Annotated in this window: 12 protein-coding genes; 6 read left to right on the forward strand and 6 right to left on the reverse strand. The window is 61.9% G+C overall.

Annotated elements, in window-relative coordinates; all coding sequences use genetic code 11:
• Positions 1–25: 25 nt before the first annotated feature.
• The 5 genes from tviB to VWY34_RS00835 form a co-directional block, all read right to left on the reverse strand.
• Positions 26–1297: a Vi polysaccharide biosynthesis UDP-N-acetylglucosamine C-6 dehydrogenase TviB gene (gene tviB, locus VWY34_RS00815; protein ID WP_416544874.1), complete on the reverse strand. Its 1272-nt coding sequence runs from the start codon at positions 1295–1297 to the stop codon at positions 26–28.
• A 122-nt stretch (positions 1298–1419) separates the two neighbouring features.
• Positions 1420–2202 (reverse strand): dimethylarginine dimethylaminohydrolase family protein, encoded by a 783-nt coding sequence (locus VWY34_RS00820; RefSeq protein WP_416541783.1) that lies wholly within the window; start codon positions 2200–2202, stop codon positions 1420–1422.
• Between the two features lie 3 nt (positions 2203–2205).
• Positions 2206–3861 carry a 5-guanidino-2-oxopentanoate decarboxylase gene (locus tag VWY34_RS00825; RefSeq protein ID WP_416544875.1) on the reverse strand — a complete coding sequence of 552 codons (1656 nt, stop codon included), beginning with the start codon at positions 3859–3861 and terminating at the stop codon, positions 2206–2208.
• Positions 3858–5045: a pyridoxal phosphate-dependent aminotransferase gene (locus VWY34_RS00830; RefSeq protein ID WP_416544876.1), complete on the reverse strand. Its 1188-nt coding sequence runs from the start codon at positions 5043–5045 to the stop codon at positions 3858–3860. The genes VWY34_RS00825 and VWY34_RS00830 overlap by 4 nt, the downstream gene beginning before the upstream one ends.
• Positions 5042–5689 carry a TetR/AcrR family transcriptional regulator gene (locus VWY34_RS00835; RefSeq protein WP_416535356.1) on the reverse strand — a complete coding sequence of 216 codons (648 nt, stop codon included), beginning with the start codon at positions 5687–5689 and terminating at the stop codon, positions 5042–5044. The genes VWY34_RS00830 and VWY34_RS00835 overlap by 4 nt, the downstream gene beginning before the upstream one ends.
• 104 nt (positions 5690–5793) lie before the next feature.
• Here VWY34_RS00835 and VWY34_RS00840 point away from each other — a divergent pair, with 104 nt between their 5' ends.
• From VWY34_RS00840 to VWY34_RS00855, 4 genes are read left to right on the forward strand one after another with little or no spacing between them, the layout of a single operon-like run.
• The gene (locus tag VWY34_RS00840) at positions 5794–6639 is read left to right on the forward strand and encodes an ABC transporter ATP-binding protein (protein ID WP_416544877.1); all 846 of its coding nucleotides are present in this window, start codon (positions 5794–5796) and stop codon (positions 6637–6639) included.
• 43 nt (positions 6640–6682) lie between these two features.
• Positions 6683–7462, forward strand: coding sequence for a transporter substrate-binding domain-containing protein (locus VWY34_RS00845; protein ID WP_340547738.1), 780 nt, complete (start codon positions 6683–6685; stop codon positions 7460–7462).
• A 9-nt stretch (positions 7463–7471) separates the two neighbouring features.
• Positions 7472–8224, forward strand: a complete 753-nt coding sequence (locus VWY34_RS00850; protein WP_416544878.1) for an ABC transporter permease — start codon at positions 7472–7474, stop codon at positions 8222–8224.
• Positions 8221–8997, forward strand: a complete 777-nt coding sequence (locus VWY34_RS00855; protein ID WP_340547740.1) for an ABC transporter permease — start codon at positions 8221–8223, stop codon at positions 8995–8997. The genes VWY34_RS00850 and VWY34_RS00855 overlap by 4 nt, the downstream gene beginning before the upstream one ends.
• Before the next feature lie 82 nt (positions 8998–9079).
• Here VWY34_RS00855 and VWY34_RS00860 read toward each other — a convergent pair whose 3' ends face one another.
• Entirely contained in the window at positions 9080–9763 is a 684-nt protein-coding gene (locus VWY34_RS00860) for a DnaA N-terminal domain-containing protein (RefSeq protein WP_416535360.1), read from the reverse strand.
• 579 nt (positions 9764–10342) lie between these two features.
• On the opposite strand from VWY34_RS00860, the gene VWY34_RS00865 reads away from it, so the two are divergent.
• Together VWY34_RS00865 and VWY34_RS00870 are read left to right on the forward strand one after the other, a co-directional pair.
• On the forward strand, positions 10343–11647 hold the full coding sequence (locus VWY34_RS00865) for an AAA family ATPase (RefSeq protein ID WP_416539646.1): 1305 nt from the start codon (positions 10343–10345) through the stop codon (positions 11645–11647).
• Positions 11644–12786 carry a ParB/RepB/Spo0J family partition protein gene (locus tag VWY34_RS00870; protein WP_416544879.1) on the forward strand — a complete coding sequence of 381 codons (1143 nt, stop codon included), beginning with the start codon at positions 11644–11646 and terminating at the stop codon, positions 12784–12786. Before VWY34_RS00865 ends, VWY34_RS00870 begins: the two co-directional genes overlap by 4 nt.
• Positions 12787–12822: the final 36 nt, after the last annotated feature.

The following is a 12822-nucleotide window of genomic DNA, read 5'->3' on the forward strand; positions in this document are numbered from 1 at the left end:
CCCGCTTCAGAGCCTGATCGGCCGGTCAGAGCCGCAGGTCGGACTGGTCCGGCGTCAGCACATACTTCAGATCGTACAGCAGCGCATGGTCCCGACCCAAGGCCCGGATCTGCGCGGGCCCCATATCGCGGAATTCCTGATGGGCCACCGCCAGAACCAAACCGTCATAGGCCCCTGGCTGCGGAGTTGTCACCAGATTGACGCCGTATTCCTGCCGCGCCTCATCTGGATCGGCATGGGGGTCATGCACATCCACCGTCAGACCGTATTCCTCAAGGCAGCGCACCACGTCGATTACCCGTGTATTGCGCAGATCGGGGCAGTTTTCCTTGAAGGTCAACCCCATCACAAGGACCCGCGCATCGGCAATGGCCATCTTGCGTTTCAGCATGGATTTGACCATCTGGCTCGCCACATAGGCTCCCATGCCGTCATTCAGCCGCCGCCCTGCCAACAGGATCTCGGGGTGATAGCCCAGCTGCTCTGCCTTGTGGGTCAGGTAATAGGGGTCGACCCCGATACAATGGCCCCCGACCAGACCCGGACGAAAGTTAAGGAAGTTCCACTTGGTTCCGGCAGCACGCAGCACTGCTTCGGTATCAATATCCATGCGGTTGAAAATCTTGGCCAGCTCATTGATCAGAGCGATGTTGATATCGCGCTGGCTGTTCTCGATCACCTTGGCCGCTTCGGCGACGCGGATGCTCTCGGCCTGGTGGGTGCCCGCCGTCACGATCTCACGGTAGAGCGCATCGACACGCGCCGCAATTTCAGGCGTTGAGCCGGAGGTCACCTTGACGATATCCGGCAGACGCCGCGTCTTATCGCCGGGATTGATCCGCTCGGGGCTGTAGCCTGCAAAGAAATCGCGATTGAATGTCAGCCCGGACACGCGCTCCAGAACCGGGACGCAGTCCTCCTCGGTGGCGCCGGGATAGACCGTGGATTCATAGATCACCAGATCGCCGGGTTTGAGCACGCCACCAACCGTTTCTGACGCCCGCAGCAATGGCGTCAGATCCGGGCGACGGCTGCTGTCGATCGGTGTTGGAACGGTGACGATAAAGATCGTGCAATCGGCAATCTCTGCCGGGTCGCTGGTCAATGTCAGATGCGACGCAGCCGCCAGCGCCTCGGCGCTGATCTCGCGGGTATTGTCCTGCCCTGAGCGCAGCGCCGCAATCCGGTCGTCGCTGATGTCAAAGCCCACTACCGGGCGCGATCGGCCAAATTCCACCGCAAGCGGCAGACCGACATAGCCAAGCCCGATCACGCAAATCCGTTCTGTCCCGCTCATACCGCCGCCTCAATGGTCTCTGTCTGCCCGATTGCCTTTCATAAGGGGCGGCGGCGCCAGGTTTCAACCTCATGTGGCCAGATCCCTCCCGAAACCGGGAGAGATCCACCGTTTGGGCCAGTTCAGAAGCGCAGTGACAGGCAGGACATGCCGCCATCCAGCTTGGCGCACTCGGTATTGCTGATCTGAACAACCTCATAGCCTTCGCGATCCAGCATCTCGGCGGTGCGCGGGAAACCTGCCGCCATGATCACCAGATTGTTGTAGCGGATGGCATTGGCCGCAGCCTCTTCGCCCTCGGCGACATGCAGCACGCGGTAGCCCTCAAAACAGCCCGATGCGTCCAGCCGTTTGGTGGCAAGGATGGTCTCACCATCCATCAGCGAACAGTCGGTCTTGAAATGCAGCACGCCCTCTGGCGTGAAAACCTCGCGCAGGCTGTGGCCCCAGTCAGACACGATCTCTGCCAGTTCCGCCACGCCGGCCGCATCGGTCCGCGCTGAACGACCGACAAGGATTTCGCGGTCCGTCACAAGAATGTCGCCGCCTTCGATAAAGCCGGGGCCGTTGATTTCGCGCAGCTCGCCGTAGCATTGCCGCAGGGTCGGTGCCATCTCGGCCACCTCCCCCAGACGCGACGGCGCGCCGGGGCGCATCAGAACCGCGCCCTTGGGCAGGCAGAGGGCGGTGTCCTCAACAAACACCGCATCGGGAAAGGCCTCAAGCGGAGGCAGCTCGATCACCTCGGCGCCCGTGCTTTTCAGTGCGGCAACATAATCGGCATGAGCGGCCAGCATCCGGTCCAGATCGGGCGTACCGATATCCTCGGCCCGCAGGCCGTCGGTGATACTGGACGCGGGACGGCGGGTGATGGCGCGGGAGAATTCATATGTTGGGTTTGTCATGTCTCAGTCCTTTGTAGCCTGTGTCGGCACGTATTTGGGCGTGATGATCTCGATGATGCTGGGGCCTGCCTGCGCGGCGCGGTCTTTGATGGCCGCGGCAACCTCTTGCGGATCGGCGGAAACCGCCCGATGCAAGATCCGGAAGGACCGCGCCGCCGCAGCGAAATCCGGCGGTGTCGGATCACAGCCCACCACAGCCACGCCGACCTCCTGCATCGAGCGGGCAATTTCCTGATAACCGTGGTTGTTCCAGACGACGAACGTGATCGGCAAGGCTTCATCCACGGCTGTCATGATCTCGGGCAGGGAAAACTGCGCGCCACCATCGCCGACGATACAGATAACCGGCGTCTGCGGTGCCGCAACGGCGGCGCCGATCGCGGCCGGAATGCCATAACCAAGCGCACCATAGCCGGTGGCCGCATTGAACCAGCCCCCTGGGCGGTCATGATCGTAGTAGAGATTGCCCGCATAGATCGGTTGCGCAGAATCGCCAACGATGATTGCCCCCGGAACTGCTGCGCGCAGCGCATTCAGCACCTCGACCTGCGCGCGGTAACCCTCGCCGATTTCCTCCCAGGCTGCCGCGCGGGTCAGACCCGCCTGTGTGAGGCCCCAGTCGCCGGAGGGGCTGGCAACTGACGGCAGATCGGCGAGAACCGCAGAAAGAACATCCGCCACATCCGCATGGATCGCCAGCTCAGCCGGGTGTCGGGCCAACTGCTCAGCGCAGAGATCAACCCGGATCAACCCCGGCATCTGTGGCATCACTCCGGTGGCATACATATCGTAATCGGTCGGCCCCAGCTCGGTTCCCAGCGCCAGCACCATATCCGCCGTCTCGATCAGCCCCCGCACCGAGGCGAGGCTGGGGCTTGCGGGCACCGACAGCGGATGGTCAAACAGCACCCCACGCGCATTAACGGTCTGGATCACCGGCGCGCCCAGATGCTGCGCCAGCTGGCGCAACTGATCGGCGCAGAACCGCGCGCCTCCGCCTGCCAGGATCACCGGGCGCTGTGCTGTCGACAGGCGCTGCTTGATTGCGGCCAGATCCGCGGCGGACGGCCCTGCCCTGTTCACATCAGTTGCCGACGACTGGCCGGTTTGGACCGCCGCCGCCCCTGCAACATCCAGCGGAACCTGCAGATGGGTCGGTCCCGGGCGTGACAACGCGCTGCCGTCAACCGGTGCAAAAACCTGATCGAGCGCCCGCGCCAGACCCTCCGGCGCCGCCACATGCTCCGACCTCAGCGCAACCAGCTGCGCCAGCGCATGTTGATCCGGCAGCTCGTGCAGATGGCCCAGCCTCTGACCGAGAGAGCCGCTTGCGTTGACCCCGGATATCACCAGCATCGGCACCGAATCCCCCCGCGCCTGCGCCATCGGCGTCAGCGTATTGGTCAGCCCCGGTCCGGTGATCACAAAAGCCACACCCGGTCGGCCGGAAACCCGCGCATAGCCATCGGCCATGAACCCGGCCCCCTGCTCGTGACGCGGTGTGATATGGCGCAGGTCCGAGAGCGCCAGCCCACGGTAAAGCTCTACCGTATGCACACCGGGAATGCCGAAAACATGGCGCACGCCCCGTGTTGCCAGCGCCTCAACCAGCGCTTCGCCGACGGTGTGCGGTGCCGCGTCTTGGGCGGGCCTGCTCATGCCACCTCCGCCGATCGCTGGCTGGCATGATCGACGATCCGCGTCAGCGCGCGGTCAAATGCCTCATCCTCAATCGTCAACGCCACCCGGACCCAGCTCCGCAGACTGTCACCAAATGAGGATCCCGGCATCACCGCAACCCCACCCCGTCTGAGCAGATCCTGCGCATAGGCATCGCCATCCATACCGGTGGCCGAGACGTCAATCATCGCAAACATTCCGGCCTGCGGGCTGTGAATCCGCAATGCCGTGTCGCGGTGCAGCCGCTCTGCAAGTTTCGCCGCACGCATGGCAAATCGCCTGCGCATCCCCGCCGCCACCGGTGATCCGTCGCGCACGGCCTGCTCGGTCATATCCGCGATGAAGGGCTGGTTACCAAACAGCATTGTTTCCGACAGCGGCAGCAAGCCGTCGCAGAAGGCTTTACTGGCAATGCACCAGCCACTGCGGAATCCGGGAGCGGCATGGGATTTGGAAATCGAGGAGACAACGATCACCCGCTCCGAGAAGGCCGCCCGCGCCAGCGGCGAGACAAACTCCGCCGCTTCAAACACCAGCTGTTCGTAGACCTCATCAGAGATGATCCAGAGATCATGCGCCTCGGCCAGTCGTCCAATCGCATCAAGGTCCTCAACTGTCAGAATTGACCCGGTCGGATTATGCGGTGTCGTCAGCAGGATGGCGCGACAGCGCGGCGTGATTTTCTCGGCGATATCATCGGCCTGCATCCGAAAACCATGCTCGGCCCGAAGCGTTACGGGCACCATATCGGCACCGCTTGCCCGGATCACTCCTTCGTAGGTGGCATACATCGGATCGCCGACAAGAACCTCGTCCCCGTGCTGGGCCACACCCATCAGCACCGCATAAAGCGCGGTCTGCGTGCCGGGAAAACACAGGACGTTATCCGGCCCTATAGGCCGCCCCGTGCTGGCGCTATAACGCGCAGCAAGCGCCTGGCGCAGGTTCGCTTCACCACGACCGTCCGAATAACCGGTCCGGCCAGACACCATCGCAGTGCTAGCGGTACGCATCAGCACATCCGGGGGTGGCACGTCAGGTTCGCCGATGGTCATTTCGATGATATCGGCCCCCGCGGCGATCATCTCCCGCGCGGTCAGATGCACAGCCCATTTGGCCCCGCCAAGCCCCGCAAGCCGCTTGGTCACATCGGTCATTCTCATGGCTCTTCCGCCTTATGCTGCAAATTCAGTCCCAGAATTGCGCTGACGGATTCCAATCCGATGGCAGGCAATTCGCCCTCGTCAAAGGCCTCCGGCAAGGCACCGCCCTCCATCCACAGCCCGTCGATCACCGCGTTGCAGGCCACCGCAAGATGATGCAGCCGCGCCGTATCCACCGGCCGCCCTGCCTCGTTCAGCGCGGCGGCGATCAGCTCGCCCAGCTTGTCGCGGAAATAATCATAGGTGCGCTGGTGGATCTGCCGCATGTCGGGATCCTGCTGCACCTTGTTCAAAAACCCCGCCCAAAGCGCCACGGCGGTCGGCTCTACAACGGGCGGGCGCAGCGATGACTCGACGAACCCCGCCAGACGCGACCGGGCATCGCCTTCGATCCCGGCGATCGGCGCATAGGTGAGATCGCTGATGGTGACCATGTGGTGTTCATAGGCCGCGGTCATCAGCTCTTCCTTGGAGGAGAAATAGTGTCGGATCAGCCCCTGGGTCACATTCGCGCGCTCGGCTATGTCGCGCACGGTGGCACCGCGCACGCCTTTTTCGGCCACCAGCTCCAGCGTTGCGGCAATCAGCGCGTCCTTGCGCTCCTCTGCGGTCGCACGCTTAAACTTCCGGCGTTCACCTGACACGGGCTCTCCAATGGCTGAATGGTTGCTGGGATGCAGTAATTATACACTTGCATAATTACGCCAAGTCAGCCTTACTACAAGCCGAAATATGAGGACAATAGAAAATGCCCGATCCGGCTGCCGCTGGCCCTGCCCCGCTTTCAACAGCCCCTTTCCTCGCGTCGGATGCCGGTGCCGCGAACATCCGGGCCACGGAACGGACCGAGGCGATCCGGGTGAGCGACCTGCACAAATCCTTTGGGTCTCTGGAGGTCTTGAAGGGTGTCTCCCTGACCGCCCGACAGGGTGATGTGGTGGCGATTATCGGCGGCAGCGGGTCCGGCAAATCCACCATGCTGCGCTGTATCAATTTTCTGGAAACACCCAATTCCGGCGAAATCGTCATCGCGGGCGAAACCATCACCATGCGCCCCGATGGAAGCCCCGCCGACCGCCGCCAGATCGAACGTATCCGCACCCGGCTGGCGATGGTCTTTCAGCAGTTCAACCTGTGGACCCATCGCACCCTGCTGGAAAACGTGATCGAAGTGCCGGTTCATGTGCTGAAAGTGCCCCGGTCGCAGGCCATCACCCGCGCCCATGAGCTGCTCGCCCGCGTCGGGCTTGGTGACAAGGCGGATGCCTTTCCCGCTTTTCTGTCCGGCGGCCAGCAGCAGCGCGCCGCCATCGCCCGCGCCCTTGCCGTGGATCCCAGCGTGATGCTGTTTGACGAGCCGACATCCGCATTGGACCCCGAATTGGTGGGCGAAGTGCTGACGGTCATCCGCGATCTGGCGGCCGAAGGGCGCACCATGCTGCTGGTCACCCATGAGATGAAGTTCGCCCGCGAGGTTGCCAGCCATGTTGTCTATCTCTTTGAGGGCCGCATCGAAGAGCAGGGCCCGCCGGCCGAAGTCTTCGGCAATCCAAAGTCGGAGCGGCTCAAACAGTTCCTCAGCTCAGTCGGATGATTTCGCCATTCGAACAAACAAATAACAAAACAGGGAGACAGTCATGTCCATGAAATCAAACCTCAAACGCACAGCTCTTGCTGCGACTCTGCTGGCGGCTAGCGGGGCAATTGCCCAGGCCGAACCGGTGAAGATCGGTGTCGCCGCAGAACCCTATCCGCCTTTTGCCTCGCTGGATTCATCCGGCCAGTGGGTGGGCTGGGAAATCGACATTATCAATGCCGTCTGCGCTGCCGCCGAACTGGACTGCGTGATCACGCCGGTTGCCTGGGATGGCATCATACCCTCCCTCACCGGCCAGCAGATCGACGCCATCATGGCCTCCATGTCGATCACCGAAGAGCGGTTGAAAACAATTGATTTCTCCGACCCCTACTACAACACCCCGGCTGTGATTGTCGCCGACAAATCCATGGACATCGAGCCGACCCCGGACTCGCTGGCGGGCAAGGTGATCGGCATTCAGGCCTCTACAATTCACCAGACCTATGCGCAGGAATACTTCAAAGATTCCGAACTGCGCGTCTACCAGACCCAGGACGAGGCCAATCAGGATCTGTTTGCCGGCCGTATCGACGCCACCCAGGCCGATAGCATCGCCATGGCCGATTTTGTCGGTTCGGACGCGGGCAGCTGCTGTGAGATCAAGGGCGCGGTGGCCAATGACGAGGCGATCCTCGGCAAAGGCGTCGGCGCGGGCGTGCGCAAAGGCGACGCCGATGTTCTGGCAGCCCTGAACAAAGGGATCGCCGCTATCCTGGCCGATGGCACCCATGCCGATATCACCTCGAAGTATTTCACGACCAGCATCTACTCCGAGTAAGGACATAACGTGACCGGACTCCTCGACCTGTTTGGTCTGGCCGAGAGCGCGCAGCTGTTGTCGCTCTCGCCGCCGGGATGGGGGGGCAACCTGTTACGGGGCCTCGCCAATTCGCTTCAGATCGCTTTTGGCGCATTTGGCATGGGGCTGATTATCGGGCTTTTCGGGGCCTATGGAAAACTCTATGGCGGGCCGATCCTGCGGGATCTGCTCGCCATTTACACCACCGTGATCCGCGCCGTTCCCGAACTGGTGCTGATCCTCATCCTCTATTATGTCGGCACCGATCTGATCAACAGGCTGGCCGCCGACCTCGGCTATGGCCGGGTCGAAATCAGCGGCGTTGTGGCAGGCATCTGGGTGCTTGGCATTGTGCAGGGTGCCTATGCGACCGAAGTCCTGCGCGGAGCGATCAAGGCGGTACCGCCGGGCCAGATTGAGGCCGCCCGGTCATATGGCATGCCTGCTTTCATGACCATGCGCCGGGTTACCATCCCGGCCATGATGAGTTTTGCAACGCCGGGGCTGGCCAACCTGTGGCTGATCGCGACCAAGGACACCGCCCTGCTGGCCATCGTTGGCTTTGCCGAGCTGACCTTGGAAACCCGGCAGGCCGCCAGCAGTACGCGGGCCTATTTCACCTTCTTCCTCGCGGCTGGGGCGCTTTACCTGATGGTAACCCTCTGCTCTGGCGTGATTTTCAACTGGATTGAACGTTGGGCCAGACGTGGGCAGCCCTCCCTGCGGGAGACCCGCCAATGAGTGTGCTGAAACCTCTGATGCAGCCTCACCGGCTTGTCCTCATGGCGCTATTCGCAGGCCTGATTGTCTGGTGCGCGGTTTCCCTGCGCTGGGACTGGATTCCAGCCTATGCGCCGCTCGCGCTCCAAGGGCTCTGGACGACGATATGGATCCTGGTGGTAACCAGTATCCTCGGATTTGCGCTGGCGGTACCGCTTGGCCTCGCCCAGGCGGTTGGCCCCTGGTATCTGTCGGTTCCCGCACGGGTTTTTTGCACCGTCATTCGCGGCACGCCGCTGCTGTTGCAGATATGGCTGCTCTATTATGGGCTGGGATCGCTGTTCCCGCAGTTCCCGTGGATCCGGTCCAGCGAGCTGTGGCCCTATCTGCGGCAAGCCTGGCCATATGCGGTGCTTGCCCTGACCCTGTCTTATGCAGGCTATGAGGGCGAGGTGATGCGCGGGGCCTTCTCAGGCGTTGCCAAGGGCCAGCTGGAGGCCGCCAAGGCCTACGGTATGCCACGCGGCACCATGTTCCGCCGGATCTGGCTGCCCCAGGCGGTGCGCAACGTCCTGCCAACGCTTGGGGGCGAAACCATCCTTCAGCTGAAGGCGACACCGTTGGTGGCCACGATCACGGTTCTGGACATCTACGCGGTTTCCTCGCGGGTGCGGTCTGACACGTTTATCGTCTATGAGCCGCTGCTGCTACTGGCGCTTGTCTATATGGTGATTGCCGGGCTGATCACCCTCGCCTTCAAACGGTTTGAGGACCGGATCCCGCAGCGGCAATAATCACCCGCCCAGCAAGATCAAAGAGCCCCCAGGGCCGCCTTGGGGGCTTTTCCATGTGCCTGCCGGTCCGGTTCACAGGCACCTAGGACAGGATGGTCAGCTGCTCCACATCCCCATCGATATCGTGACAGGCCGCCAGCAGCCGCTCCTGCAGATGTGAGGTGACGTAATTTCCGTGAAACCGGCTTGGCGCGCGTAGGATCAGACGGCCCCCTGCCCTGCTCTCCCGCGTCAGCGCCTGGATCCAGGCAGCGTAAATGGCCGGGTCCTCCTGATGCAGGACCGCCTTCGCGAGGCTCCACTCGCTGCCGTCGCTGATATCAGGTGCGGGCGCGGTTGTGCCGGTCATCAGCGGCACCACGTTTTTCTCCGGCTCATCGCTGCCACGCATCCGGTGATCGAAATCTGGTCCGACGGCGGCCCAGCAGCTGCGGGTGTCGTCTAGGATCCGCTCCAGATCAAAACCGTATTCCGTTACCCGCCCCCGCGCGCCCTGCCGTTTCACCACCAACCAGCCGAGTGCGCGCAGCTTGGCCATCTCGCGTTTCACCGTGCGTTCGTCGACGGACCACATGCGGGCAATCTCGCGCTGGCCGACTGCCAGCTCATTGCGTTGCCAGTTGTAGCGCGCGGTCATCAGCGTCATGAACCGCAGAACCAGTCGCTGCGGCCCCTTCTCCAGAGACAGGGCATAGGTCCCCATTGCGGTGAGGATATCGTATTTCAGTGCCGCGGCCTGACGCCCGACGGGTTTGCTGGCAAGCATGGCTGCCCTCTTGTCTCCATCCGATGGTGGATGGCTGCCTCTGTCGTCTCATGTTTTCCACGAGATCCTGTTGGGTTCATAGTCGGACCGGGTGGCCCGTGGGTTGCGCTGCGTCGCAACTCTGGGTCCTTTTGATCCGAACTCAACGTTCTTTGGTTGGTTTATCTGATTTGCGTCCAGCGATACGATTCTGTCAAGAGCGCTGTTGCCCGAGGGGCTGTTCCAATTCCATTTTTGAATCAAAAATAGGTATTCATGGTATTGGGTGACAGATAGGCTGTCCCCTATTGATCGAAAAATGTCCCCCAATATGCTGGGGCAGCTCTGGGCGCGTCCCCCTATATCAGGGTCGAGTATCCAGAAACCCCGTCAGCGGCGCGGGAGCCCGACCGAATCGCAATCGCCCGATAAACAAAGGGTATTGCCGCCTATTCCTGTCGACGTCCCCACGGGGACAGGACGCTTATTCCTACGATAATAGGTTTTGCGTTTTTTGCAAATTCGGCGTAAACGAGTTTCTAGGTAGAAAAAGCGTCCGCTTGGTGAATAAGGCCGCACTACAGAGATCGAGGAGCAGAGATGTTTACCCATCAAGACCTGGCGAATATGCAGGCACAATCCCTGAAAATGCAGAGTTGGATCCGGCAGCAGACCTTCTCTCCCAAGCTGGAAAAGACGCTGAGGCGCTTCTCCAGCTGGGAGGTGGCCGAGCTGATCTTCAAGGTGAACCAGTCCACGCTGCGTGGACGGCTGGCGGCCGATCCCAGCCTGCCCCAGGGCCATGTCGAGGAAGACGGGCGTCAGCGTTGGTATTCGCTTGAGGAAATCAATGAGCTGCGCCGTCGGCTGAAGGTGAACCGCAAATCGCTGATGCCAGAGCGACCGGCGGGCAAGCGGGCCTTGCGGGTGGCGATTTCCAACTTCAAGGGGGGTGCCGGCAAATCGACCGTAGCGCTGCATTTTGCCCATGCCGCCGCCTTGGACGGTTATCGTGTGCTCTGTGTTGACTTTGATCCGCAGGCCACCCTGTCCCATTCGATGGGGCTGAGCGATGTGACCGAAGATTATACGGTCTGGGGCATCATGGCGCGGGACCTCGTACGTGAGACCGAACGGATGAACGCCAGTGCGCGCGGCGCCGAGTCCGGCGCCGCCCTGCCCGAGCGGCGCCTGCCAGAAGCGATCACCGGCATGGGCTTGCAGGATCTTCGGATCAGCGATTTTGTAAAGCCGACGAGCTGGCCCACGATTGATGTGATCCCCAGCTGCGCCAATGCCGCCTTTGTCGAATTTGCATCGGCGCAGTATCGCCACCTCAATCCGGAATGGTCCTTCTTTGCAGCGGTGTCGCGTTATCTCGATCAGCTGCCGTCGGACGATTACGACATGATGATCTTCGACTGCCCGCCGGCCATTGGCTATCAGTCTATGAATGCGGTCTTCGCCGCCGATATGCTCTATATCCCGTCAGGTCCCGGATATTGGGAGTATGACTCCACCACCTCGTTCATCGGCCAGCTCTCCGAGGCGCTTGAGGATCTCTCGGCGTTCAACGGGGTTGTCCCTGCGGGGACGTTCAGCCTGCCGAAGGTGTTTCAGGAGGTCCGGTTCCTGCTCACCCGCTATGAATCCGGCAATGACCTGCACCGCGCCATGCGCGATGCCTTCGTCAAGGTCTTTGGCGACCGGATGACGGAACACCCGATTGAGATGACCCGAGCGGTGGAACAATCCGGGCGCTTCCTCAGCTCGATTTACGAAATCGACTACCGGGATATGACGCGCGAGACCTGGCGACGGGCGCGCGCGTCTTTTGACCAGGCCTATATGGAGTTCAAGGGCAACGCCCTGACCGCATGGGCCCAGCTGGAGGATGAGGCATGAGCAAGCGCAGAATGTTCGACATCGATTTTCCGTCGGATCCCACCCCCGCCACGCCCGAGGCAGCCTCCCCTGCCCCGGTGGACCCGCACCCCGGCGCCCCTGAGCTTGAGACGAAGTCGGCGTTCCGTTCAGGCGAGGCGCGCCGTGGCCCGATGGCCACCGCCATCAGCGAAAACGCCGAAGCGCTGCGGACACGGGCGGAGGTCGAGCAGAATATCCGGGCCGAGAACGATCGCCTGGCGCATGAATTCGTCCGGCTGAAGACCCTTGGTCTGGTGGTCGATCGGATCCCGCTGGATCTGATTTCGACCAGCAAGCTGATCCGCGATCGCGCCGTCAACCGGGATCCTGAGCTGGAGGAGTTGAAGGAGTCGATCCGCGATCTTGGTCTGTCCAATCCGATCCGGGTGGAAGAGGACGGCGAGGGGTATCAGCTGGTACAGGGCTTCCGGCGACTGTCGGCCTATCGCGCGCTTTACGAGGAAACGGGAGAGGAACAGTTCCGCCTGATCCCGGCCGGACTGGTGGCGCGGGGCGAGACGCTACAGGGTCTGTACCGGCGAATGGTGGATGAAAACCTGGTGCGCCGGGATATTTCCTTTGCCGAAATGGCGCAGCTCGCGCTCTCCTATTCGCAGGATCCAGAGACGGATTCAGACTCTGTAGAAGACTCTGTTGCGCTGCTTTATGCCTCAGCCGGGCGTCAGAAGCGCAGCTACATTCGCCACTTTGCAGAGCTGCTGGAGCTGATTGGAGAAGAGCTGTCCTATGCCGAGGCGATCCCCCGTGCATTAGGGCTGGATCTGAAGAAGCACCTGCTGGAGAACCCGGCCACGCTTGAGCCGCTGCGGCAACGCCTAAGGGAGCGGAGTTTTTCGAGCGCTGAGGAAGAGCTGGCCGTGTTGCGGCAGGTGCTCAAGGCCCCTGCATCGGATGTTAAGGAGGCCAGCACCAGCCAGCGCGCCGGCATGGCCAAGACCACGCTGCGCTGTTCTGTCCCTGCGGGGACGGTGCGGTGTCTGGCGCGGGACGGGCGGATTGAAATGGCGATGGAGCGTGATTTCTCGGCGGTTGACCAGCGTCGGCTTGAGGCCGCGATCACGGCTTTCTTTGATGCTCTGGACGGGGATCAGACCTAGCGCTGAGCTGGCCGACACGACGGTATCAATGAGGCT

The sequence above is a fragment of the Phaeobacter sp. JH20_02 genome, assembly GCF_048056915.1.
Lineage (GTDB): Bacteria > Pseudomonadota > Alphaproteobacteria > Rhodobacterales > Rhodobacteraceae > Phaeobacter > Phaeobacter bryozoorum.

Excerpts from the sequence above, each read along its gene's own strand:
- VWY34_RS00860 (WP_416535360.1), bottom strand. The coding sequence starts at position 9,763 with ATGCTTGCCAGCAAACCCGTCGGGCGTCAGGCCGCGGCACTGAAATAC.
- VWY34_RS00870 (WP_416544879.1), top strand. The coding sequence starts at position 11,644 with ATGAGCAAGCGCAGAATGTTCGACATCGATTTTCCGTCGGATCCCACC.
- VWY34_RS00830 (WP_416544876.1), bottom strand. The coding sequence starts at position 5,045 with ATGAGAATGACCGATGTGACCAAGCGGCTTGCGGGGCTTGGCGGGGCC.
- VWY34_RS00845 (WP_340547738.1), top strand. The coding sequence starts at position 6,683 with ATGTCCATGAAATCAAACCTCAAACGCACAGCTCTTGCTGCGACTCTG.
- VWY34_RS00840 (WP_416544877.1), top strand. The coding sequence starts at position 5,794 with ATGCCCGATCCGGCTGCCGCTGGCCCTGCCCCGCTTTCAACAGCCCCT.
- VWY34_RS00865 (WP_416539646.1), top strand. The coding sequence starts at position 10,343 with ATGTTTACCCATCAAGACCTGGCGAATATGCAGGCACAATCCCTGAAA.
- VWY34_RS00855 (WP_340547740.1), top strand. The coding sequence starts at position 8,221 with ATGAGTGTGCTGAAACCTCTGATGCAGCCTCACCGGCTTGTCCTCATG.
- VWY34_RS00825 (WP_416544875.1), bottom strand. The coding sequence starts at position 3,861 with ATGAGCAGGCCCGCCCAAGACGCGGCACCGCACACCGTCGGCGAAGCG.
- VWY34_RS00820 (WP_416541783.1), bottom strand. The coding sequence starts at position 2,202 with ATGACAAACCCAACATATGAATTCTCCCGCGCCATCACCCGCCGTCCC.
- tviB (WP_416544874.1), bottom strand. The coding sequence starts at position 1,297 with ATGAGCGGGACAGAACGGATTTGCGTGATCGGGCTTGGCTATGTCGGT.